General features: G+C 43.8%; 11 protein-coding genes and 19 tRNA genes. All 30 read right to left on the bottom strand.

Features of this window, described 5'->3' with window-relative positions; translation table 11 throughout:
* Positions 1-15 precede the first annotated feature (15 nt).
* The 30 genes from ACOSVP_RS03080 to ACOSVP_RS02935 all read right to left on the bottom strand — a co-directional run bounded on the left by ACOSVP_RS03080 (position 16) and on the right by ACOSVP_RS02935 (position 23,566).
* Positions 16-2,016, bottom strand: a complete 2,001-nt coding sequence (locus tag ACOSVP_RS03080) for a hypothetical protein (protein ID WP_487346026.1) — start codon at positions 2,014-2,016, stop codon at positions 16-18.
* Positions 2,017-4,578 (bottom strand): hypothetical protein, encoded by a 2,562-nt coding sequence (locus ACOSVP_RS03075; protein ID WP_487346025.1) that lies wholly within the window; start codon positions 4,576-4,578, stop codon positions 2,017-2,019.
* An 82-nt stretch (positions 4,579-4,660) separates the two neighbouring features.
* A complete protein-coding gene (locus tag ACOSVP_RS03070) occupies positions 4,661-7,933 on the bottom strand; it encodes a type I restriction endonuclease subunit R (protein ID WP_487346024.1) in 3,273 nt (1,090 codons plus the stop codon).
* A gap of 83 nt (positions 7,934-8,016) precedes the next feature.
* Positions 8,017-9,429, bottom strand: coding sequence for a restriction endonuclease subunit S (locus ACOSVP_RS03065; RefSeq protein ID WP_487346023.1), 1,413 nt, complete (start codon positions 9,427-9,429; stop codon positions 8,017-8,019).
* Entirely contained in the window at positions 9,419-11,032 is a 1,614-nt protein-coding gene (locus tag ACOSVP_RS03060) for a class I SAM-dependent DNA methyltransferase (protein ID WP_487346022.1), read from the bottom strand. Before ACOSVP_RS03060 ends, ACOSVP_RS03065 begins: the two co-directional genes overlap by 11 nt.
* A 118-nt stretch (positions 11,033-11,150) precedes the next feature.
* Positions 11,151-12,149, bottom strand: a complete 999-nt coding sequence (locus ACOSVP_RS03055; protein WP_487346021.1) for a helix-turn-helix transcriptional regulator — start codon at positions 12,147-12,149, stop codon at positions 11,151-11,153.
* Between the two features lie 198 nt (positions 12,150-12,347).
* A complete protein-coding gene (locus tag ACOSVP_RS03050) occupies positions 12,348-12,869 on the bottom strand; it encodes a porin family protein (RefSeq protein WP_487346020.1) in 522 nt (173 codons plus the stop codon).
* Between the two features lie 157 nt (positions 12,870-13,026).
* Entirely contained in the window at positions 13,027-18,330 is a 5,304-nt protein-coding gene (locus tag ACOSVP_RS03045) for a site-specific integrase (RefSeq protein ID WP_487346019.1), read from the bottom strand.
* A complete protein-coding gene (locus ACOSVP_RS03040) occupies positions 18,327-19,157 on the bottom strand; it encodes a hypothetical protein (RefSeq protein WP_487346018.1) in 831 nt (276 codons plus the stop codon). Before ACOSVP_RS03040 ends, ACOSVP_RS03045 begins: the two co-directional genes overlap by 4 nt.
* Before the next feature lie 155 nt (positions 19,158-19,312).
* Entirely contained in the window at positions 19,313-20,338 is a 1,026-nt protein-coding gene (locus ACOSVP_RS03035; protein ID WP_487346017.1) for a helix-turn-helix transcriptional regulator, read from the bottom strand.
* Positions 20,339-20,581: 243 nt separating this feature from the next.
* Positions 20,582-20,950 carry an antitoxin Xre/MbcA/ParS toxin-binding domain-containing protein gene (locus tag ACOSVP_RS03030; RefSeq protein WP_487346016.1) on the bottom strand — a complete coding sequence of 123 codons (369 nt, stop codon included), beginning with the start codon at positions 20,948-20,950 and terminating at the stop codon, positions 20,582-20,584.
* Between the two features lie 499 nt (positions 20,951-21,449).
* Positions 21,450-21,525: transfer RNA gene (locus ACOSVP_RS03025), tRNA-Val, on the bottom strand.
* A 60-nt stretch (positions 21,526-21,585) separates the two neighbouring features.
* A tRNA-Asp gene (locus tag ACOSVP_RS03020) sits at positions 21,586-21,662 on the bottom strand.
* 34 nt (positions 21,663-21,696) lie between these two features.
* Positions 21,697-21,772 (bottom strand) — tRNA-Val (locus ACOSVP_RS03015).
* A 61-nt stretch (positions 21,773-21,833) separates the two neighbouring features.
* A tRNA-Asp gene (locus ACOSVP_RS03010) sits at positions 21,834-21,910 on the bottom strand.
* Between the two features lie 34 nt (positions 21,911-21,944).
* Positions 21,945-22,020, bottom strand: a tRNA-Val gene (locus ACOSVP_RS03005).
* A gap of 61 nt (positions 22,021-22,081) precedes the next feature.
* Positions 22,082-22,158 (bottom strand) — tRNA-Asp (locus ACOSVP_RS03000).
* 34 nt (positions 22,159-22,192) lie between these two features.
* Positions 22,193-22,268, bottom strand: a tRNA-Val gene (locus ACOSVP_RS02995).
* A 57-nt stretch (positions 22,269-22,325) separates the two neighbouring features.
* Positions 22,326-22,402: transfer RNA gene (locus ACOSVP_RS02990), tRNA-Asp, on the bottom strand.
* 34 nt (positions 22,403-22,436) lie between these two features.
* Positions 22,437-22,512: transfer RNA gene (locus ACOSVP_RS02985), tRNA-Val, on the bottom strand.
* A 57-nt stretch (positions 22,513-22,569) separates the two neighbouring features.
* Positions 22,570-22,646, bottom strand: a tRNA-Asp gene (locus ACOSVP_RS02980).
* A gap of 35 nt (positions 22,647-22,681) precedes the next feature.
* A tRNA-Val gene (locus tag ACOSVP_RS02975) sits at positions 22,682-22,757 on the bottom strand.
* Between the two features lie 17 nt (positions 22,758-22,774).
* Positions 22,775-22,850: transfer RNA gene (locus tag ACOSVP_RS02970), tRNA-Thr, on the bottom strand.
* A 28-nt stretch (positions 22,851-22,878) separates the two neighbouring features.
* A tRNA-Thr gene (locus tag ACOSVP_RS02965) sits at positions 22,879-22,954 on the bottom strand.
* Positions 22,955-22,982: 28 nt separating this feature from the next.
* A tRNA-Thr gene (locus ACOSVP_RS02960) sits at positions 22,983-23,058 on the bottom strand.
* Between the two features lie 26 nt (positions 23,059-23,084).
* Positions 23,085-23,160, bottom strand: a tRNA-Thr gene (locus tag ACOSVP_RS02955).
* A gap of 28 nt (positions 23,161-23,188) precedes the next feature.
* Positions 23,189-23,264: transfer RNA gene (locus ACOSVP_RS02950), tRNA-Thr, on the bottom strand.
* A 22-nt stretch (positions 23,265-23,286) separates the two neighbouring features.
* Positions 23,287-23,362: transfer RNA gene (locus tag ACOSVP_RS02945), tRNA-Thr, on the bottom strand.
* A gap of 38 nt (positions 23,363-23,400) precedes the next feature.
* Positions 23,401-23,476 (bottom strand) — tRNA-Thr (locus ACOSVP_RS02940).
* A gap of 13 nt (positions 23,477-23,489) precedes the next feature.
* A tRNA-Pro gene (locus ACOSVP_RS02935) sits at positions 23,490-23,566 on the bottom strand.
* Between the last annotated feature and the right edge of the window lie 37 nt (positions 23,567-23,603).

Raw genomic sequence — 23,603 nt, 5'->3', positions numbered from 1 at the left:
GACTTCCTTGAGAATTTATTCGATAATGCCTTTTAACCACTCTACCCCTTGCTCTCTGAGGCTTTTCGTTTCAAGTAACTGTTTACTAATAGGAGAATCAGAGCGATTGATCTTAGCTAACTCTCGATATAAAGAGGTCTCAGTTCTTAGTGCGAAATAGTCATTTTGATCACAAAGTTCGATTACCTCGTCTAAATCATCTTTATTCACCAAGATATCAGCCCCCGAACTCCAGCAAATGGAGGTGTTTTTCTGCTGATCAGGGTTTGCAAATTGCTTCAAACCACATCGCTGGGTTTTAGGCACAATAGGAAAAGAAGCTTGTGGTAACTCCTTCCATAGTCGATCGTGATCCAGTTGGTTATGCTCAAGGCTGGCTATCACTAGAAGATTTGCAGGCCTTTTCTCGTTATTTAACACACCAATCAAACTAGGTAGCCATAAATCCATCGGACTACGATGTAGTCCATCTAACCAGACTAACTGGACTTGGTCAGGGTTACTTTCTGCTTCTAGCCAAGCATATGCAAACCCAGTTGGTTGACTTTTGGCAGGATGCGCCCAAAGATCATCGAGCTGCAATACACTGGGGCCAAGGGCAACACGAATAAAATCCCCACGGCTAACTGCACGAGCATACGCAGGCACCATTACTTCAGCTTGTGCTTGAGGCACAATCACAAACGCCCCCGAACGTGCTCCGACATCAAACAGACTCATAGAATCAGATGATATTCCAGCTTCACGGGCGACTATTTTGAGGCGATCAGGCAATTGCGAGAAGTTTATATGCTCACTGGAACTAGCGATTTGTGCCAGTGACCAAGGCGGAATCTGTGCATAACGAGGCGCTAGATATTTGGCATGATCACCCAATACTGACCGAAGACTATTCAGTAATTGCTCGAAGTCTTTTTCTGGTAAATCATGTTCAGCACCAAGTACAGAATTAATGCGCCGGATTTGACCAAGCAGTTCTTCACCCAAAAGGGCGATTGTCTCTTCTAAGCACTCTGCTTCTTCTTGCTTTGATAACAACTCGTCAGATACAAGTTTTAGTTGGAGGCGAGCATCTTCTAATGCTTGCTTGAGGTTGTGATGACTATCCTCAAGCTGTGAACGAACTTCTGGCTCTAGCTCTGCACGCAACCTATTTTCAATTTCACAACGAGTTTCTTCCAGCTGCAGCTTAACCGGCTCAATTTGAGTTAGCGTTTTTGCAATACGAGTTGGCGCGTCTACATAGGTATCTATGCGCGTACAAAAGGTAGGGAGCCAAGAAGCAAGATACGCAAAATCCGTAGACTCATTTGCTATGTTCTTAGCTCGGGTAAAAATACTTACTAACTCATCACGCTTATTCTTGCTGAGACCATGACTATCGCTCTTACGAAACGCATCTAGCAAGTCGCTCAACAAGTCTTGATCAAATTTCCAAGGCAAGTTATCCAGAACCTCACCAACTGTCTTATCAGGCACTTCGTAAAGCCGATCATTAATTAGATCACTTTTAAAAATCGCTGGATTGAATGAACAGATCGTCACGGTGCCACTTGGTGAAACGTAGCGATTAGTCACTTGGTCTAGAGCTAAGGGTACAACTAGGCATTTTTCATCCGATATAGGCATGATAACTTCTTCGGAGTCAATATCATTAATTTCAAGCCCAACTTCAAGACACTGATAGCGCGCAAACTCAAAACCACCTTTACGGTAATCTAGAATTTGACGAGCAGGCTTAGCGCCGAGATCTACGACGAATAGGTCTAGATCTAGCCTCTCTTCTTTTACTTGTGAGTTAGGTTGCACCTTAAAAGTTACTAGTTGATCACATTTAAGCCAGTTTAAACTTCTATCAAAAGCAAATGCTTTACCGTTATGAGGGAGGTCATGTTTGAAGTTATCGGATATCACCCAGTAGCCACCAGACTCTTTTGCTAATGCTTCAATTTGTGACTTATTACCATTGTTGTTGTAATCTCTAACGCATTTACCTAAATACATTTCATCTAACATCTATCCTAATTCCTTGTTACTCAACCAATAGCTACGTTGACCTTTATGTCTAGCCTGAGCCACTGCCTGAATGAAATTTTGTTTTCTTACCAAGCTTTTATCATCAATCGCTTGACCAAATATTCGCTTTAAAACGGACAACTGTGAATTTGTTACGCCGTAGCAATACTCCGCACCCGCCTTCCTAGGTCCTGTTTGCTGGGCTGTGGCTCGTCTCAGCCATTTAGCGATACACAACGGTAAATACCCAGATTGCGCCTGACGAATTAGACTGTCTGCTTGTTTTAAAAATAGAGGACTACTGGTCTGTCTCGAATACTCCAACAAAGCTACTAAACGCTCAGAGGTGCAGAACTGAACTTGATCTTGATTGGTAATACAGAAAAGATCCTGACTATCATCGCGTACATGCCTAGATAACTGTAATTCCCCTGATCCAGGCGGAACCGCTGCATTTTCAAAGCTTCTATTTTTAGAGTTCCAAATACTCGCTAATTTACGACCTTGTTGAGTTCGGCTATCAGAAAACCAGCAACTAGGAGCAGGCTGTAACAAAGGCTCTCGTGCGTGAGTCAAAGGCCAATTTAAAGCCTCAGCTAGACTTTGAAGGTTCTCTCCTTCAATACCGATAACGGGGGTAGACCAAGGGTGCTCTACATTAAGGAAATAATTCACGCCATGCCTTTTGGCTTCAACTTCAAGAAGTTCTCGCTCAAGGAATCCAGCAGCCCCTTCTATAATTGCTGTACTAGGCCCAGTTTTCACTATACTGGGGGGTAATACTCGCCAACGTCTTCCGCGCCACTTTTTGCTAACATCCTGTTCCAACCATCCTGCTTCTTCTAACGAACGCAGTAAATCCCATGGATTCAGTGTTCCAGGTAATACAGGCCTTAAGCAACTAATGATTTCACGCTCAGTCCGAACAGAAGAAGCTTTGGCGTAAATGACTTCTAAAGCATCAAATAGTCGTAGGGTGGGAAGACTTGTATGTATGGGCATTTCGCCATCAAAGATTAAACCGCCCTCCTCGAACTGCGCTTCCCGAGCGTCAACAAAACCATTTTGAGGACGGCTAGGCCACTTATCATTTCGAGAAGCTTTACTTGTGAACGAAAAATTGAGTGATTTATAGAGCTGGTCACCACTTATCTGAATATTCCACTGACCATCCAACGGCTGATTGGCAGCAATAAATGCTGTATGATTGTTGACTTGAATATTCAATTCTGACGAGGGTTCAATATGAATAGATTCAGGCATATTGATATATGGAAAATATCCCGGAATACCTAACCACCGCCCCATTCGGTCTTTCACCCCTCCTTCAACGGAAAGCTCACGGGTAAGCGTATTTTGGTCTCTATCAAATACATCCTCAAAAGTGATTTTTTTAGCTTGATTAATATCCATTGGCTCAGATGCAAACCAACCGCCAGCTAACTCTAGCGGCTTTTCAAATGAGAGCCTATAAAGCCTTACATTAGTCAAAATAACGACAGATACATCATCAATAGGCTGATCATCTTGGGTCCACAATCCATCAGCCCCCTCAAACAAAATGATAATTCCCTTTGATAGGATCTTTTGAATCTGGGAAGGGAACTTGGGGTTATCTCTTGAGCTTAATAACTGCTTGAAACTTCCTTCCCAAAAAGGCTGACTTAGCTCTTCTCTTTTGTTCCCTTTTGAGATCAGAACGTCTACACCACCTTCTTCAGCCCCATAAAAATCAATGGAAATACGCCAAAACAACGAGGTTTGAATGGAAGACTCGTTACTTGCAATGTCATCCATTACTCGCTCTACAATTCGCCAGAATGCATGATTTTCTATAGGTTTTTTATTGCGAAAGCGAGATTCAAGCTCAGAGATATGCGAACCCACTCGGTTACGTGCAGTTTCAGGTAATTCGTACTGAGAGTTTCGCATATGCTGCAACAGTGCAAAGCGACTTTGCATGTCGCTCGCCCGCGCCTTTTTTAAAATTTTCTTAAGTGCGGCCAAGTCTTCCCAAGATGGATAGGCTAGTTTGAGGGCAATACCAATATTTTTATAACTACCAGGGTTTGGCAAAGTAATTGGTCGCCAAGAAGAGGATTTTTGAGTCCATTCAGCGAGAGCTTCCCACAAGCTGTTGATACCTGAGACGCCCTGCTCTCTACCACCTCCATCATTAAATAGCTCACCAAGTCGGTCACGAAAGTCTTTGTTATCACCCGCACCAATGGGAGTTGACGTCACAAAACAACTTAGAAGCAAATAGTGGAAGTTATTAAAAGCAAATATCCCCTGATGCTTTGCAACCTTATTACCAAGAACACTGCGTACCTCTTTTCTACTGAAAAGGTTCATAAATGCTTTGAGCACTTGCTCTTGGGCAGTATTTGGAAAGCCAACTGCAACAGCGAGTTCTTCTGCAGTTGCATTTAGCCACTCTACAGGCTGTTTACCGTAGGGGCCGTCAACGGAAAGGTAGTGCTTTTGCAGTCGCAGCTTCCATTCGGCTGGACTTAATGTCTCTAAACGATTATTTAACTGTTCATCAATAAAACCGGTCACGCAGTTGTCCTTTTACTGTGAGCCATACTTTTCTTGCCTATGATGCTTTGACAGAGTCCACACAGACTCTGCCTATCTTCAATCAATGGTTCTTTTTGTAGTTCTCGGCCTGTTCTAAGACATTTTTGTAGACGTCGTCGTTGGCGACGGGTGGGAAGCCGAATTTATGCAGTAGCAGTATGAGGTCTACTTTAAGTTTGGCTTTGATGTCGTCGCGGTTGCTCCAGTCCGGATATTGGGCACTGTCGTCGACGACGATTTTCATTTGTTTGGCGAGTTCGAGCATTTTGTCGTGGTCGTAGGTGAACTGGTATTTCGTACACATGTGTTCCAGAATATCGAGGAAGGCTTTTTCTTCCATATCGATGCCGATGTCTTCAAATGACATCATTTCTGCTTTGATGTCGTAGATCATGTCGGCCATTTCTTGGCTGAAGGTGTCGAACTCCTCGCCTCTTAGCTCGTCGTTTTCTTTGCGCTCGTTGTATTGCTCTACCAAGGCTTGGAAGCGTTTCGAGAAGTTAGTGCCTTGCAGTTGGTTGACCTTTTTAAACTCGCTGATGGCTTTTTGCAGCATCTTTTGCAGTAGCTGCATTTTGGTATTCGGCAGTTTGATCTTGTTGATGCGATCCATGTATTCATCATCAAAGATGTCGATGGTTTCGGATTGCTCTTGCCCAAGGGCGAAGATCTCTTCTACACCGTCAGCACGAATCGCCTCGGCAATCATTTCACGAACGCGGGCGTTCATTTGCGCAGTATCCGGCGCATCGCCTTTGGTGAGTTTGTAGACGATCGAGCGCACCGCGAGGTAGAAGTGAATATGCTCACGTTCTGATTGAGTAATGGATTCACTCCCCACACACACGTCGTAGGCGGCTTTTAGACGCTTAACTAAACCCATAAAGCGCAGTTCGAGCTTTTTAGTGGTGAGCACAAACTCAGCAGCTCGGTTTAAGCAGGCCAATTGATTAACAGGGTTATCAATGAAGTAATCACCGCTATCAAACTTATGAAACATTTGTGACAGTAAATGCAGGTGGTCACGTACTTCCACCAGTGACTGCCTAATATCTTCGATATTGGCACCATCGGCTTTTGAATACATGGCTAAGGCTTGGTTCATGCGGGACTTGATGCCTATGTAATCCACCACCAAGCCTTTGTCTTTGCCTTCAAACTTACGGTTCACCCGTGAAATAGTCTGAATTAAGCTGTGTTTTTGCAGCGGCTTATCAATGTAGATGGTATCCAGCTCTGGCACGTCAAAACCGGTCAACCACATATCCACCACAACAGCGACTTTGAAATTCGATTTCGGATTCTTGAACTGCTTATCCAGCTCTTTACGATAATCCTTGGTGCCAAGCAGATCATACATGGCGCGGTCATCGTCTTTACCGCGGGTCATCACCATATTCACCATCGGTAATGACATCAGCTCTTTCTTGTCTTTATCAGTCAGCTCAACGCCATCAATAGCTTGTTTCGCTTCAAACCATGTTGGACGCAGTTCTTTTACTTCTTTGTAGAAGTCATAAGCGATCTCACGGCTAGCACAGACAAACATGGCTTTGCCCTTGATGGTGGATCCTTCCTCGACACGCTTCTCGTAATGCTCGACAAAGTCTTTTGCCAACATTTGAATACGGTCAGGGTCGCCCAATATGGCATTCATATTGGCAGAGGCTTTTTTACTCTCCTCTATCTGGTGCTCGTTGGCTCCGGCAGCTTCGCACTCTTGGTAATACTTTTCGATCTCTTCCAGCTTGCCATTGTCCAAAATGACTTTTGCTGCGCGGCCTTCGTAAACAATGCGTACCGTGATTTCGTCATTCACCGACTCGGTCATGGTGTAGCTGTCGATTGGGTCACCGAACACATCCAACGTTGCATCAATGGGGGTACCGGTAAAGCCCACATAAGTGGCATTAGGCAATGAGTCGTGCAGATATTTAGCAAAGCCGTAGGTCTTTTTCACCTTGCCAGTCTTTTCATCTACGGTGACTTTCAAATCTAAATTGACTTGGCTGCGGTGCGCTTCATCGGAGATACACACCACATTACTACGGTTAGTCAGTAGTTTGATATCTTCGGTGAATTTATGAATGGTGGTTAGGAATACACCGCCGCTAGCGCGCCCTGCTAACTTATCGCGTAGGTCTTGGCGGCTAGAAACAGGCTCGATCACTTCATCGCCAATATAGCCTGTGGCATTACAGAACTGTTTGGAAAGCTGCTCGTCCAGATCGGTTCGGTCGGTGATTAACACAATGGTAGGGCTGGCAAAGTCCACACTCTTCATCAGCAAGCGAGCTAAGAACTGCATGGTAAAACTCTTACCACAGCCTGTCGCGCCAAAGTAAGTTCCGCCCTTACCGCTGCCGCCCTCTTTGGATGGGATCACCTCACCGTTGGCGTCTAATACTTTGCGCTCTTTTTTGATGTTGTAGTAAAGCTTTCGTGCCGCGTAATACTGTGGGTAGCGACAGCAAATCTTGGTTTCGTGTTTGCTGGTGTCAGGAAAGAAGACAAAGTTTTTCAACACATCTAAAAAACGGGTGGGATGAAATAGACCATTCACCATCGTAGTAAGGGAATCAATCCCCTGCTTTTCGTTGGATTCATTACCCGTTATCTTGCGCCATGAATAGTAGAACTCATAGGGCGCAAACAGGTTGCCCATTTTGTTGTTCACCCCATCGCTAACGATACATAGGGCGTTGTAAACAAACAGTTTGGGAATATCGCGACGATAGCGCACCGCCAATTGACGCCACGCATCGTAGGTCGTTGCGGATTCTTCGCGCACGGCTGACTTCAACTCAAACACAACCACCGGTAAGCCGTTGACGTATAAAATCACATCAGGGATACGCTTTTGCTGATCTGTGCCTTCGATCTCTAATTGATTGACCAAGCGGTAACGATTGTTATCAGTGGGTATACCATCATCACCTTCCACAAATAAAGCGTTCAGTCTTTGTGGCAATGTACGAGTATCGATCAGCTCGATATACAGGTCTTTCTTGTTGCGCTCTTCACGCTTTAACAGGAAGCCATTACTTAACCAATGACAGAAGGTCTTATTGCTTTGGTACAAGTCACTCGCGGGCAGGGTTTGCAACTGGCGCACAATGGTGTCGATCTCGCCCGATGTGATGCCATCGGCTTTATATTGCTGCGCCAAAAACGCACGCAAGTCATCGAGGATCAGGACTTCTTCATCACTGGCTCGTGGAATACTACTGCCTACAAAATGCGGATATACCGACTCGCCAGCAGAACGCTGCTGCAGCCCCAGCAGAGTGATAACGGCTTGTTCCAATTTGGCTTCGTTAAAGGTCGTGGTCATAACATCCTGTACTGTTTATCTGTTTTTAACGCTTAATTTTCTAAAGCAAAAAGGCAGCCTAAGTGACTCAGGCTGCCTATTATTTACGCTGTCATTGTTTCTTCAATCGTCGCTTCCACCTCATCTAAGCGTAATTCGCCGGAGATAAGTTTGGGTAGCAAGGTATCGCGAAGGTTAGCAAGAGTATCATTTTCTAGGCATGTTTTTTTTATCTTCTCAAGAAAACAACCACTCTTACTTTGAAATACTTTAAGTATTTCATCTGAAGGGTTAAGTATCTTTACCCTTGAAAAAATACTCGTATTCATATTTAAAGTCGTGCTTCCACCACTAGCAAGATCATGAAATTCTTTATTTTTTTCTTTCATGGTGAAATATAAAAAATCTCTATAATAGAAGTAGTTTGGTACGATACTATTAATCTGTTGATTAGTATGAAGCGGTTGAGATGATATAGAAACCACTCCAACAGTCGCAATACAGCTAACACAGATACTGTCTTTAGGAATCAATTTATTTATTTGTGATCGACTGCCTTTAATACTCAAATTATCGGTAGTTCTAATTACAAACACATTACCATGCATATCTGGGATTTTTAAGAATGGTATATCTTGACCATAATATTCAGCATTTTTCTTTGATGGTGTTTTACCACAAATAACATTTCCGAAATCTTTTATTGTACTAACACCCCACCCTTTCGGCACCCAGCCTAGTTCACTTTCCTCAAATTCACTGGGAAACAGTTTGCGGATGTTATCCGGTAGCGGCTTTGCACTGCCCACTGGCGTTGCGCTAGCGTTATACTCTTGAGTTGCCGAATTACGCAGAGCTTGGCGCTGCTCGGCGCGGGCTTGCAGTTCATCAGGAATGGCATTGCCCGCATCCAATGCGTTATCAATCACCGGATCGAAATCCACAAACCAAGACTTAAACAGCGTCTGCGCCATTTGTTCTAGGGTTTGGTTGATTTGGCGGTTGAGAGTGATTTTGTTGTCGAGGTTTCTAACAGATTGGATAACTTCAAGTTGCTCAGCTTCTGTTTGCGGCATTTTAAACCGAAACTCTCTCATCATTTTCAACGATACATTCTTAATTGTACTGCCTGTTGAGCACCTTTGAATGTATTCCTGAAATAGATAACCAGACAAAACATATCTGATAAAATGTTTTGAAACGCCGTTTTTTAAGTTGATGTAACAAGCACTTTTTCCTAGTACCACAGCTTCGCCCGCATAAAGAGCGACATTTCCTATGGTTCCATTAATTGAAACTAAAACGGTGTTATCGGTTAGATCCTTTTTGTGTTTTAGATACTCATCTTTAGAAACTCTCTTCGTCCCATCCTTTATGACGATAGAACCATACTCAAGGTTGTTGCCGTTGATAAATGGGTAATCACCATTATCTGTGTAGGTTGGTGTTCCATGCAAACCATCACCAATCCGATCAGAGACTTCAGCAAGTGAAACTTCAATCCAATCACTCCCCATAACCCAATGCCTCCATATTGGCACGAATAGCTTTATCCAGCGCTTCGGCTTCATCCAATTGGCGATATAAGGTTTGGGTCAGTTCCGACATCTTGACTTCGAACGGGATGCCATCATCTTCTAAATCGGCTGCGCCCACATAGCGCCCCGGTGTTAGCACAAAGTCGTTGGCTTCGATCTCTTCTATGGTGGCAACTTTGCAGAAACCGGCTTGATCTTCGTATTGCTCAACACTGATCTCTTTGGCGTCTAGGCGGCGTTTAATTTCGGCTTCATCACTGCGCCATGCGTGGAAGGTATCGGCGATTTTGGCGATATCATCAAAAGTCAGCTCTTTATTCACACGACTGACCATGGTGCCCATTTCACGGGCGTCGATAAACAGGGTTTCACCGCTGCGGTCTCGGTAGCCAAACTTCGAGTTGGCGCCTTTGTTTTTCGACATAAACCACAAACACACCGGAATTTGCGTGGTAAAGAAGAGTTGCCCCGGCAATGCGATCATACATTCGATGCGGTCGTCTTTTACTAGCTTGGCGCGGATCTCCCCTTCACCACTGGTGTTGGAACTCATGGAGCCGTTCGCCAAGACAAACCCTGCGGTTCCGTCTTCGCTTAGCTTCGACAGCATGTGCAATATCCACGCGTAGTTGGCATTGCCCGTCGGTGGCGTAGTAAAGCCGTTAAAGCGCGGGTCATCGGTTAGCTCGGCATCGTTACGCCAGCTCTTCAGGTTAAACGGCGGATTGGCCATGATGTAATCGGCTTTTAAGTCTTTATGCTGATCATCATGGAAGGTATCCGCAGGGCGTTCGCCTAAGTTACCGGTTAAGCCACGAATGGCAAGGTTCATCTTCGCCAGTTTGTAGGTAGTCGTGGTCAGTTCTTGACCATAAATGGCAATGTCTTTGCTCTTGCCTTGGTGGCTTTGAATAAACTTCAAACTTTGTACGAACATACCGCCGGAACCACAGCATGGATCGTAGACTTTGCCTTGGTAGGGTTCGATCATTTGAGCAAGCAAGGTAACAACGGATTTAGGCGTATAGAATTCACCGCCGCCTTTGCCTTCATTCGCAGCAAAACGACCGAGGAAGTATTCGTATACACGACCGATCAAGTCTTCTTCACTGGTACCTTCTTCGCATTCCTGCGCTAGGGTATTGATGTTCTCGACCGTATCAATCAAAGATGCAAGGCGTTTAACCTCAAGGTTCATGCGGGAGAAGTAGTTATCCGGCAAAGCGCCTTTTAGACTTGGGTTGTTCTTTTCAATGGTTGCTAAGGCGGTATCGATGACCACGGCAATATCATCTTGCTTAGCGCGCACTTTGACATAAGACCAGCGCGCCGCTTCTGGCAGGAAGTAGATATTGTCCTGCTGGTAAAACTCCGGCATATCGACAAAGGCTTCCATACCGGTGCTTTGCAGTTGCTCGCGCTTGGCTTCGAATTTATCGCTGATAAATTTAAGGAACACTAAGCTCAGTACAACGTGTTTGTATTCTGAAGATTCGACACTGCCGCGTAACTGGTTCGCGGTATCCCATAGGGTTTCTTCAAAACCTTTGGTACTTTTCTTTTTTGCGGGTGCTTTAGCCATGAGTCTGTTTCTTTTATCCGTATGGCGTACTGTTTGAGTACGGTTTTAATAACTAATAATAACGATACACTTTTAATGCGTCAGAACGTGTCGTGACATTTAATTCTGACAAGTTGTTCTATTCTACCCCAAGAACTTCTCTAGCCTGCTGGTGTATGTGCTCGCGCCATTGCTTTGGTTCATGAACATCAATCGCCGCGCCATAGCCTTGTATCCACCAGAGTGTTTGCTGATCATCTGGCACATTCGCTGTGAGCCAGTACCATCCCTCGTCAGCTTGTTTTAATTCTTGGTCTTCGCTTAAGGGCGTTTCAGAAAGCAACCAGGCGATTTCATCTTTTACACGGGCTTTTAAGTGAACATTGTCTAAAGACTGTCGATAGCTGAAGCCACCATGATTGATGTATTCGTTTAAATCGAAGCCATTTAAAGGACGGTAGTCTTTCGTTGATCGCTCAGCCTGCTGGATTCTATGTAAAGCGAATTGGCGAATGTCATCGTAATCATTCACGGTCGCCAATAAATAGCTGACGCTATGGCGTACTACGATGGCTTGAGGATGAAGAGTGTAGTGTTTTGGCTCATTGTGCGTGCGGCTTAGATAGGTGACGTCGATGGCGTACTCTTCTAGAGCGGCCTCTGACACAGCTTCCCATATACCACTTTTGATTTGCGCAGGGATTAGCGATTTACCATTCGGTATGGCTTTCACTCGACTGGCCCAACCAGAATAATGGTTACTGGGTAAACCATTTAGAAATCGACGAGCCGCTTCAAACTGAGGTGCAATTTGATCTACGGCGATCTGAGGTAAAAGCCCTGATAGATATTCGTGGGCGAGCACTAAAGTTAGCGCCGTTGGCGTATCTAGTCCTAATTTCGTATCCGTAAAACTGGATGATAAGCTCCAACGATGCTCGCCCTCACCTTCGTAACAAAACAATGGCAAATGCGATGACATCGCACTTAAGTCCCGTTGAATGGTTCGTAAAGAAACCTGAAAGCCCTTTTCTTCTAATGCGGCATGAATGGTCGAAGTGGCTTTGTATCTAGGCTCTTTCGGTATGATTTGTAACATCGCCAATGTGCGAAATAAGGTGTCGTGCTTAGCACCCATGTTGTATCCCTACGCGTTTTGTATGCAATCCGTCAGCGAGCTTACACAAACTCATCATGGCAGCAAAGTTCAACTATGGAAGAACCTTGGAATTCGGTGATTTAGGGGCATGAAGCGCTTTTTAAAAGCAGCTCTCAATTATGAAAAAGCCGCTTACAGTGGTAAGCGGCAAATAAAGGGAAACCTGATAAAGCAATTTTAGAAGTGGTAACGTGCGCCAACAGAGAAATTAGACAAGTCCACTTGCTCAATGTCGGCTCGTTGATATTCACCTGTTAAACTAAAGTTTGGCGTCAACTTAGCCTGAATACCAACACCTAGAAGAAAGTCGGTACCATCGTTTGTATTCGCAATATTCTGACCGTTGTACGTCAGATCAGATGTCCAAAACAGAAAGCCACCTTTCGCAAAAAGGCTGACAGTTTCATTGATTGGGAAAGTGCCTACAACGTTTAGGTTAAGACCTTGCAGATCCTCTGAATACTCAGGTGAATCTGTGTATTCAAAATCACCATACATGGTGTAACCCGCTTCGAGGCTAAAGTTGTCATTCACTTGGTAGCCCGCAACGATGCCGTACGAGGTATCGTCTTCCGCATCATCATAATCACCAACATCCAAGCTTGATTGACCAACGGATACACCAACATAACCACCTTGCGCAAAGACTGACGCAGACAAAAATGCAGTGCCGATTAGTGCAAACTTACGAATACTCATCCTGTTATCCTTTCTGAAAAACGCTAATTAGTAGAGTGACAGATACAATGATTATGTGGCTGTCACAGATGTCCTTCGTGGACAGGGGAAGAGTAAGGGGGAATAGCGACAGAGTGTGTCGCGGCACACAGATGTTATTTAAGTATTGGGCAGTTTCTTAGCTCTTCGAAAGTGAAGATAAATTCTCAATCAACTGTAGTAAAAACATCGCATGACTAAACTGCGGAATTGAGATCGCTTCGTTGCTTAAATCTAGTCTTACTACTGGTAGTGAGTCATATACCACACCAACCAAACGTCGATTTATTCTTTCATCCCCTAGATATAAGCTCATCTGGCATGCAGAGAAGATGTCTTTTGCCTGATCAGCTTGTGAGAGCGGAATATAAAGCTTCTTTTTGCTGTCGTACCAAGCTTGTGCCCAAACTCTTTCAAGTTCAAAAAAGGCTTCTGGGTTCGATTGTTTCATTTGAATCAAATGCGTCAACAGCTGGTAAAATGCCGGCTCTTTGAAATAATTACGTGCTTCATAAAGACGTGGCTGTCCGATGAAATCCACACCCTCTTCATTTGAAGATATGTTATAAGCCCTATAGGAAACATCGTCAGTAAGCACTGATTGATATGCTTGCCTGATTTGAGAAACATAGTGTTCTGTCAGTCCATATTGAAGGTCTGATGGCTGAATAGTGTTCTCGCTAGGAGCACATCTACTCTGTTTCTCGGCATCTTCAATGTACCTAAGTGCTCGTTCGGCATTTTGGATTTGGTTTATAACAGGTAGAACCTTGTCAGTTTCTCTTGAGCTCAATATCGGTTTTTTATCGAACTCTTCGATCTTCAACTCGTTCACTGCAGCCTCTGTTACATCCTTCTTTCCATCATGAATTCTCTTTAAGACTGCATAGCTCGCAGACAGCCCCCATTCACTTTTGATCTCAGTAAGGCGTTTTCTGTTGATCTTGGCTAGTGCTGAAAGCGTGCCATCCATTGTTTTAACTTTCTTAAAGTCCATTTCGACAGACTGCCATCTCCAGTATTCCAGCAAATGAGTATACGAAGACAATGTGGTTGCAGCATTTGAATGACCTACCATAAGCGCCAATGCCGGAAGCAAAGCATGGCGTGTAGAAGGTGTTGCGACTGTTGTTTCCATGAATTGCTTTTGGAAATTAGAAAATATATCAATGCGCAGCCACTCTTTAACGACTTTTGCGATCGCATCACTTTGCTTATCATCTAGAACTAAAGCCGAAGCCGTAAAGCTGATATGAGTATGGCGTCCGTCATGTAGTCGCATATAAGGGTCGCCCGTAACTAGCTTTAACGCTTCAATCACTCGACTAAAGTGACTGTCCATTTGTCGAATTTCTTTCGAGTTGACCGGGTCAAAGAAGACAGTCACAGATGAATCATTTACCCCTTGGGCCCTTTCGATACATGAATTAAGTATTTTCAGCTCTTCTTCGTTCAGAAACAGTGAATATGGAATTCGACGGTTTCCGCTTTTCGATTTTACCCTCACCGTTTCTTTTGATACGCGGTGAGTCCTTATGTAAAGCACTTGTTCTTCAGTCGAGAAATCTCTTAACTTCACGCGCCTTATTTCTTCTCGCCTTAGCCCTAAACGGCAGCAAAGAATTAAAATTGCAGCATTCGTAAACTGCTCTTCTGAGTTCATATCTTTATCAGATAGTAAAAGTGAGAGCGCTTGTTCGTATTCCCACGGCATAATGATTCGGCCGGTGAGACTCTCTGCATTTAACTCAACATCCAAGTCCCGAAAATCAAATTTAATAACACCAAAATAGTCTTGAATGACAGAATGAAAACGAGCCAATATCTTCACTCTTTCGGCACGATTCTCAATGTCTCCTGCATCAATAATGTCTTGATAAAGATCTGAAAAATCTTCGTAGTCGAAGGTCGTCAGAGACTGGTTTGCAGCAAATTGAAAAAGACGAGGAACTAGCTTAGAGAAGTACGTTTGAATGGAGGAAGTGGCTAAGCCACCATAGCGCTGACCTTTACGCCCAGAAATTTCATATAACCACGTTAGAATAAGGACAATAATTTCCGGTAGCTCTCGGGACGCCTTAACCAAGTCAGAAAGTTTTTTGGATGTATCTAACGAAATCAATTCCTGCCAAAAGCAGGTAATTTTATCTTTTGAGGTACCAGGGTACTTAACAAACTTATTACGAAAGTCTGCCATGAACCCCTTAAAGTAATCGTTTGAACGTGACTTTGCTTTGAAAAAGGAACGCTCTGCAATAACGCTCAACGTGGCTTCATCACTAGATGGCATGATGTAACGATGCTTACGATCCAACAATCTTAATAAGGTGTGCTCAGAAAGGCCTTTTACTTTGAGGGTTCCTTGGCGCAGCCCATAAAGAGCACCTGCTTCAGTCCGCTTCGGAGCGTGATCAATCAGTTGATAAAGCTTACTAAGGGTCATTTTTTTATCATGCATCTGCCGAAACATCGCAGATAACTTTGTAAATCCTTTTGCGATGGACTGATCGACTTTGACTTCAGGGCATTGGCCATTCATCAATAACTCTAACTTTTGTGGGTTAAGGTAAACTTTCTGGGATTTAACCCTCTTGACCAACATCGCCAGTAGCAACGCAGATAGTCCCCCAAAGAAAACACGCTCACCCTTATCCATCTTCGCTGTTAGGTAACCATTCAAGTACTTAACTGAGTCGATAGTCACTGCTTTACGAAGCTTTTCTGGGGATAGACTCCCTGTGCTGTCCAGTATCATTGAGAACAGCAGAAGATTACTTAAGGTGTCAGGAGAAGCGTGCTTATAGTGAATGATCAATGCTTCCGCAAAATCATAAAAAATCGCACTAATCTGTGTGTAGTTTCGCTCACTGAACATCACGTCGTAAGGCAAGACCGCTTTAGCTACAGGAGATTTTTTAAAATAATTACCGAGTGCGGAATGTAATGCATCGCAGTCGATTTCTGTCTGATCGCCATCACTTAGTTCCAGTTTTTTAAACAATATCAATGCTTGTTCATGCAAGTATGGGTCACCACTGTAATGCTCTGACAACAGCTCGTAAAAGTCTGAATTTGTCTTAATCGCTTTGTTTAATAAAGACTTCAGATCAGACTCTATGATTCGTTCAGTACTTTTCGATTGATTGTGAGACTTTTTCTGAATAGACCTCGGGACAAACTGCCCTTTGTTGTACATTTTTGAGTGAGAAAAGCTTGTGCGCCCTAGCAGGCTAAAACCCAGCTCTTCAAGGCATCTTGAGATGACATTTCGATGTATTTCAACTCCAGGGCCGTCATACTTCATTAAAGAGGTATTTTGAAACGAATGCATATCAGTAGAAATATGCCCCATGTGATGGTCCAGGAATGGAACAGCGTCTTCAAAAGTAAATAGCGTGTGATAGGAAAGATGACGCACTGCATTCTGCGGTAAAGTCCAGTCACCTCCCATAAACACTTCAACTTGTGATGTGCTCGGTGTCGCTAATTCACCATTTTCTAACCAAAGCCCTAAAAATGAAGTATTACTATCTCGGTGAATGGATGCGTTCAGCTTCACCGCTATTTTTTTATCGAACAGTTTAACTCTCTTAATGATTTGCTCAATCCACCCAAGAGTATTGTTGATCTGCTTCGTCATTAATTCCGGCACTGGGATGATGCGGGTAGCACTCTCACCAAAATGGATTTTGTCGGCTATCAGTACACTGGTGTAATCATCATTCCAGCAGTAATGCTCAATGAACATACTTTTGTGTCGGCGATGACTGGTAGCTGCACAGAACATCAACACAGTGTAAGAGACGAGCTGATTATAAATTTCACGCAAAGCATCAAGAGATCGACTCTTCCTTACGCTTCGAAGGGAAACATTTAAGAATTCTCGCCTTTCAGCCAAACGCGCTGAAAAGACCGCTTTGTTAATTGCTAACTTAGAGCCGATGACCGAATTACCTTCGGTAAAATCTACTTGATGGCCAAAATCAAAACCTAATGATTCGGTACAGGTGTTCATAAATGCCAATTGCGAATGGTAAGCCGTGTCCGACATGTAATAATGCCATGTCGATAACCCAAATTCGTTATTCGCAAAGATCAGTGCCGCTTGATGACGCCCGTATTTAGAAGCGACGCATCCATACAACAGATAACGAAGTACCTTATTAGTAAGGCGCCTATTTAAACCACCAGAGTGAACGATCTCATTGCATGCTCTTGTTAAAGATTCATTCGCATTTTGTAAAATATCATCAGGTAAGATTTGTTCTATTAACCCTGCTTGATATCCGGTAAAGAAAGCTCTGAACAGTTTCAAAAATGGGCTTGGTATTGGCAGAGCCAGCCATTCAGTGTGTGGTAGCAGCCATTGTAGATCTGTTTCACTAGGCTCGTAACGATCAACGATATTCAACTCTTTTCGCCAATAAATCCCCGATTCAAGATCAATCATGCCGTAGCAGCCATCCAACTGCTTAAATGAGTAGATGTCACTCACTGACTTAGCAATATGGAGCCCGAGGACTTCGTGCAATTTTAAAGTCGTTAGAATGGTTAAAAATCCTAGCGCTGAGCTTGCAGTGGGTTGTGCGTTATTGATCCATTGAATCGCTTTACTGAGTTCATGAGGCGTCAATCGGTAGGTAACAAACGCAAGACCAAATTGCTCTTTAGCCGTTAGAATCTGATTTCTAAAGAGTTCACGTTCCGCTTTAACCGATGGGCTAATCGCGTCTTGGTCTAACTCGATGCTGTCGACATCTATCGAATCTTCGATATCTAAATCGTTCCCAGAAAAAGGGAAAGGAGCGACATTAACTAGATCTTTTACACTAGGATCAGGCCGTCTTGATCTAATCCCTGTTTTAACCTTTAACGGTGGCTCTTCTTTGTAGTTTGAGCATAGGTTCCAACCATCACGAACCATTTTCAAATAAGCCTGAGAAACCGTGTACTGCCCTGTAATTTCATTACAGAGGTACTGAAGTGTCTCAAAAACTGAAAGCTCTTTAGGAATTTGCTTTATTTTTGAACTGCTGGCTCTTTGCGACAAAATTAGTCGAATGTTATCAGCGGCCTCAGCAACCGTGACAAAACTAAAATTTACCTCGCTTGATACCAAGGCATAGAAAATAGATGCTTGGAGCTTGTGAAAGACTACGTGATCAATGACGTTAGGGAGTTTTTTTAAATCTAAAGACAGAAAAGCAAGAATCGGTAATTGACTCATCTTGCGTTTACATAGCTTCCTTCCTTCTTCTAGCGTTGCTTGAAAGTCCGTGCCCCTTAAAATAGCGGCTTCATCTAAAATAATCTTGGTATCAGCACTCCCAGAGCTTACAAGATAAAAACCAAGAAGCTCTCTGCCGATCCGTTGGAGCTTTACATTTGCAAATTCTGGCTCACTATTCTTAAGAGCTTTGTTTAGGAGAGGATGTATGGTCAATGCTCGATTTCCATTTGAACACTACTAAGCGAGAAGCTTATTAATTCATACTGTTTCTCAGAAACCTGCTTAACGGTAAAATCAAACAGCACGTAGGTATCAATAGAAAAAGCCTTACCTTTCTCCAATTCAGAATATTGCTCAGCGTTAACGAGCACAACTTTTTTGCCTTTGCCACTTTTAGGAACAACTTCTATGCTCGGCAATTTCTTATGGGTATCACTAACTTCATACTCAAGGAATGAGATTTCTTCGGCGTCAGGTTTAAAATCCGGTTTTTCAGGTGGGCTAAGTATTCCTATTTTATGATGCTCTTCACGTCCCTCTACTTGGACATCAAATTCTTTAACTCCTTGATGCTCAGCAATCTCATAAAGAATTTTAGTAACCTCGAACGCATCTTGAATATTTGAAAAGCCTGATGCCTTATAGGAATCTGATGCAGGTTGGTCAACTTCGTTAAGTTGCTTGATTGATTTGGTTATTCCATTGAAATGCAGGGTTAAAACATCATAGACAATCTCTTTTACAGGCTGAATAAGATCAGGAGAGCTACCTGAAAAGTCGTAATTTATTTGAATATGATCTTCAAGCGCAGCGACTGAAAACTTTCTTGCATCGAGCTTAAAGCCCGCTTTCTTCTTACGCTCTTCTACAGGAGATCCCTTACCGTTCGCAGCTTTTGCAAGTAAGCGTGCTAGTCGACCTATTAGATCTACTGATTTATTACCACTTTTAATGATATTGCTGAAAACAATCGCATTTCGCTTCTTATCAAACGTGACATCTTTAAGTTTTACGTTAATCCTGCATACAGTCTCTACCATTCATCCTCCAAACATTATCAATACCGCTACCAGCGACAACTAATTGATTCTGATTAGAATTTACACAGTTCTAGCAAAGAAGAAAAACATAATGACTGATAAATGTCGCCTATTTACATAATGCTACAATTTTCACAAAAACAAACAATGCTTTTCTATTTAATTTTAAGACCTAGCCCATTTAAGCTGATAGACAACGTTTGAATAGATGCGACTTCTTCCAGTAACTCATCCCTTAGAGATACAGGTTCACGCACAATTAAGCTGGCCCCTTGGCTAAGTAACCAAGCACGCGTGTCTCTATCATCAGGGATAACAGCTCGAAGCAGGAACCACTCCTCAGAATCAGTTTCTAATATAGCCTGAGTCTCACTCAGTTTTGTTTCCTCAAGTCTTTTAGCTAATCCTTTGTCAATCAATGCCACAAGATGGAATGATTCATCAGAGTATTTAACGCCAGACTCGCCATCGTCTATGTAACGTTGAAGTGAAAAACTTGGATTAGGCCGGAAATCAGACGAAGATAGTTTCACGCTTATGAAACGATGCAGTGCATATTGCCTAACGTTATCATAATCGTTATAAGCTCCCAGAACGTATGTGGCACTTTTTCGGATCATTAATCCATGAGGGTGAAGAACACCTGAATGAACTTTGTCTTTAGAACGGCTGTAGTACACCATATCTAATGCCCTATTTGACATAATCGCTTCGCATACAGTTGCCCAAATATCTGGCTCAATCTGTGCAGGCATTAGTACCTTACCATCTGAGACTATTTTGACTTTTTCCAACCAATTTACATAAGTGCTGTCAGAATGAGATTGAATAAAGCTCTTCGCGCGATTCAATTGCGGGGATAGCTGAGATAGAAGCGGAGCCGGCATTATGCCTAGTAAATATTCGTTTACGAGAATTGTACTCACTGCAGATGATGCGTCCATTGCAGCAAAACTTCCCTGATAGTCTTCAGAAAAGCGCCACCTGTGCGGACGAACTTTGTCGTTGCAGATGATTGGATAGTATTTTGCTAAAGCAGCAAGATCGCGTTGCAAGCTTCGGGAAGTTACAGAAAAGCCTTTATGCTCTAACTTTTTGAGTATGTCTTTTGTTGAGATACTTGGCTTAGGCGCAATCGGCAGAAGCTCGAGTATACTGATATATCGAATGACAGAATCCATCTCTACACCCATTACTTATTTGTAATGAATTCTACCCTAGGGAGCACTTTGATTGTTCGCTATATATCGTTTTAAGTGCCCCCTGATTAATACATCACAAAACATCGTGAATAAGATTTACCCACGCCTATAGGACTCAAGCCATTGAATACCTCACTCGATACACTTAGCTATTTTTGAGTTTTTTCCTTATTGCCAAAACGCGATTTCAGCCAAGGCTGATATTTCTTGCTATCAAAACCTTTAGACATACTCTCCAAACTCCATTTTACGCAACACTTGCAAAACATCTTTACGGCCACCCTGTTTATTCATCAATGTGACTGGCACACAGTTACCTAAAACAGGAATTTCCGAGTGCATCCATTCCTGAGCTCGTTCAAATGATTCGTAGACCTGGACAGCTTGAACATAAATCTTCAACACCTCAATCTGACCATTTAAAGTAAAGTCATGCTGATTAGGATATGTTTCATACGACTCGATAACTTCTAGTAGCTCTTGATGCTCGTAATTTATAGATGGGCAATTAAGCAGTTCTGCAATCATATTCTGAAGGTCCATAGTGGTCTTCAATCTACCTTGTCTACTTTCCGATGGCTTGTTGGACATACTCATACCCTCCTGATCACACGTTAATAAAAATACTAGCACGCTTATAGCGTTTCGTTAGCTTTAACTCATGAGCTACCATCACGTGCAGACCAACCTCAGCACCGCTAAGAGCATTGATCGAAATAAACTCAGGCCACAACATTTTTTTATAGAAACCTACTCACACAAGATCTGGCGAGAGCATAAAGCAATTCAAGCTTTAAATTAACTGAGAGGAAGAGAAAGCCAATAAGGTCAAACAAGGTGCTGAAAAAGAGAAACTACGAAATCTGTGACGTATTGGTACGAACTGCAAAATAACACAAGAAATGCCATTGAAAAAATGGTCACAAAAATTTGATTTATCAAAATAAGACACGAAGAGGTCACACTGTGGTCACATCGAAAATAAAGAAAATTTTGGTCACAGCGTGTGTCACAATGATTATGTGACTTGAGGAAAGCAAAAGCTTTGTAATATCAGATACTTATGGATAAATCTATCAATATCAATGAGTGGTGGGCGTGGAGAGGTTCGAACTCCCGACATTCGCCTTGTAAGGGCGACGCTCTCCCAACTGAGCTACACGCCCGCTCATAGTTTTACATCTTGGGAAAGATGGTTCTTTTACCAACTTACTTTAGAAAGTAGGTGGCGGAATGGACGGGACTCGAACCCGCGACCCCCTGCGTGACAGGCAGGTATTCTAACCAACTGAACTACCACTCCATTGTCATAAGTTGTTTTACCACGGCTTATAAAGTGGTGGGCGTGGAGAGGTTCGAACTCCCGACATTCGCCTTGTAAGGGCGACGCTCTCCCAACTGAGCTACACGCCCGCTCATCGTTTTACATCTTGGAAAAGATGGATCTTTTTACCTACTTACTTAAGGAAGTAAGTGGCGGAATGGACGGGACTCGAACCCGCGACCCCCTGCGTGACAGGCAGGTATTCTAACCAACTGAACTACCACTCCATTGTCATAGATTGTTTAACCACTGTTCTATAAGTGGTGGGCGTGGAGAGGTTCGAACTCCCGACATTCGCCTTGTAAGGGCGACGCTCTCCCAACTGAGCTACACGCCCGCTCATCGTTTTACATCTTGGGAAAGATGGATCTTTTTACCTACTTACTTAAGGAAGTAAGTGGCGGAATGGACGGGACTCGAACCCGCGACCCCCTGCGTGACAGGCAGGTATTCTAACCAACTGAACTACCACTCCATTGTCATAAGTTGTTTTACCACTGCTTATAAAGTGGTGGGCGTGGAGAGGTTCGAACTCCCGACATTCGCCTTGTAAGGGCGACGCTCTCCCAACTGAGCTACACGCCCGCTCATGGTTTTACATCCTGGAGAAGATGACCCTTTTTGCTAAAAGGATTAAAAAATTGGCGGAATGGACGGGACTCGAACCCGCGACCCCCTGCGTGACAGGCAGGTATTCTAACCAACTGAACTACCACTCCATTGTCATAAGTTGTTTTACCACTGCTTATAAAGTGGTGGGCGTGGAGAGGTTCGAACTCCCGACATTCGCCTTGTAAGGGCGACGCTCTCCCAACTGAGCTACACGCCCGCTCATGGTTTTACATCCTGGAGAAGATGACCCTTTTTGCTAAAAGGATTAAAAAATTGGCGGAATGGACGGGACTCGAACCCGCGACCCCCTGCGTGACAGGCAGGTATTCTAACCAACTGAACTACCACTCCATATTGTCGTAGGTGTTTAGCCACTTTCCTATAAGTGGTGGGCGTGGAGAGGTTCGAACTCCCGACATTCGCCTTGTAAGGGCGACGCTCTCCCAACTGAGCTACACGCCCATTGCTATTTGTAGCAATGGTGCCGCCACCAAGAGTCGAACTCGGGACCCCCTGATTACAAGTCAGGTGCTCTACCAACTGAGCTATAGCGGCATAAATACGTTTGGACTGTCAATTTAGGTGGTGCCGCCACCAAGAGTCGAACTCGGGACCCCCTGATTACAAGTCAGGTGCTCTACCAACTGAGCTATAGCGGCATAAACCGTTTTGACTATCAATTTGATGTGGTGCCGCCACCAAGAGTCGAACTCGGGACCCCCTGATTACAAGTCAGGTGCTCTACCAACTGAGCTATAGCGGCAAAACCGTTTTAATCATCAAATTTGATGGTGCCGCCACCAAGAGTCGAACTCGGGACCCCCTGATTACAAGTCAGGTGCTCTACCAACTGAGCTATAGCGGCATAAACGCTTTTACTAACAAATTTTAAATGGTGCCGCCACCAAGAGTCGAACTCGGGACCCCCTGATTACAAGTCAGGTGCTCTACCAACTGAGCTATAGCGGCAAATCTTGCCAAAGTGTTTAAGTGGTGCCGCCACCAAGAGTCGAACTCGGGACCCCCTGATTACAAGTCAGGTGCTCTACCAACTGAGCTATAGCGGCTTAAACGCTTTTACAAATTGTATCAACCAGACTTTAGATGGTGCCGCCACCAAGAGTCGAACTCGGGACCCCCTGATTACAAGTCAGGTGCTCTACCAACTGAGCTATAGCGGCAAATCAAATTGTCTGGTCGGGACGGCAGGATTTGAACCTGCGACCACTAGCACCCCATGCTAGTGCGCTACCAGGCTGCGCTACGCCCCGTTACTAACGAGAGCGCTGCCCCTGTCAGCGGGTGCGT

This window comes from Marinomonas sp. HM11-D (genome assembly GCF_057626615.1).
Note: the sequence above shows the minus strand (reverse complement) of the source record. Positions and strands in the feature narration are given on the sequence as shown.

Excerpts from the sequence above, each read along its gene's own strand:
- ACOSVP_RS03080 (WP_487346026.1), bottom strand. The coding sequence starts at position 2,016 with ATGTTAGATGAAATGTATTTAGGTAAATGCGTTAGAGATTACAACAAC.
- ACOSVP_RS03065 (WP_487346023.1), bottom strand. The coding sequence starts at position 9,429 with ATGGGGAGTGATTGGATTGAAGTTTCACTTGCTGAAGTCTCTGATCGG.
- ACOSVP_RS03030 (WP_487346016.1), bottom strand. The coding sequence starts at position 20,950 with ATGTCCAACAAGCCATCGGAAAGTAGACAAGGTAGATTGAAGACCACT.
- ACOSVP_RS03055 (WP_487346021.1), bottom strand. The coding sequence starts at position 12,149 with ATGGGTGCTAAGCACGACACCTTATTTCGCACATTGGCGATGTTACAA.
- ACOSVP_RS03070 (WP_487346024.1), bottom strand. The coding sequence starts at position 7,933 with ATGACCACGACCTTTAACGAAGCCAAATTGGAACAAGCCGTTATCACT.
- ACOSVP_RS03040 (WP_487346018.1), bottom strand. The coding sequence starts at position 19,157 with ATGGTAGAGACTGTATGCAGGATTAACGTAAAACTTAAAGATGTCACG.
- ACOSVP_RS03060 (WP_487346022.1), bottom strand. The coding sequence starts at position 11,032 with ATGGCTAAAGCACCCGCAAAAAAGAAAAGTACCAAAGGTTTTGAAGAA.
- ACOSVP_RS03050 (WP_487346020.1), bottom strand. The coding sequence starts at position 12,869 with ATGAGTATTCGTAAGTTTGCACTAATCGGCACTGCATTTTTGTCTGCG.
- ACOSVP_RS03035 (WP_487346017.1), bottom strand. The coding sequence starts at position 20,338 with ATGGATTCTGTCATTCGATATATCAGTATACTCGAGCTTCTGCCGATT.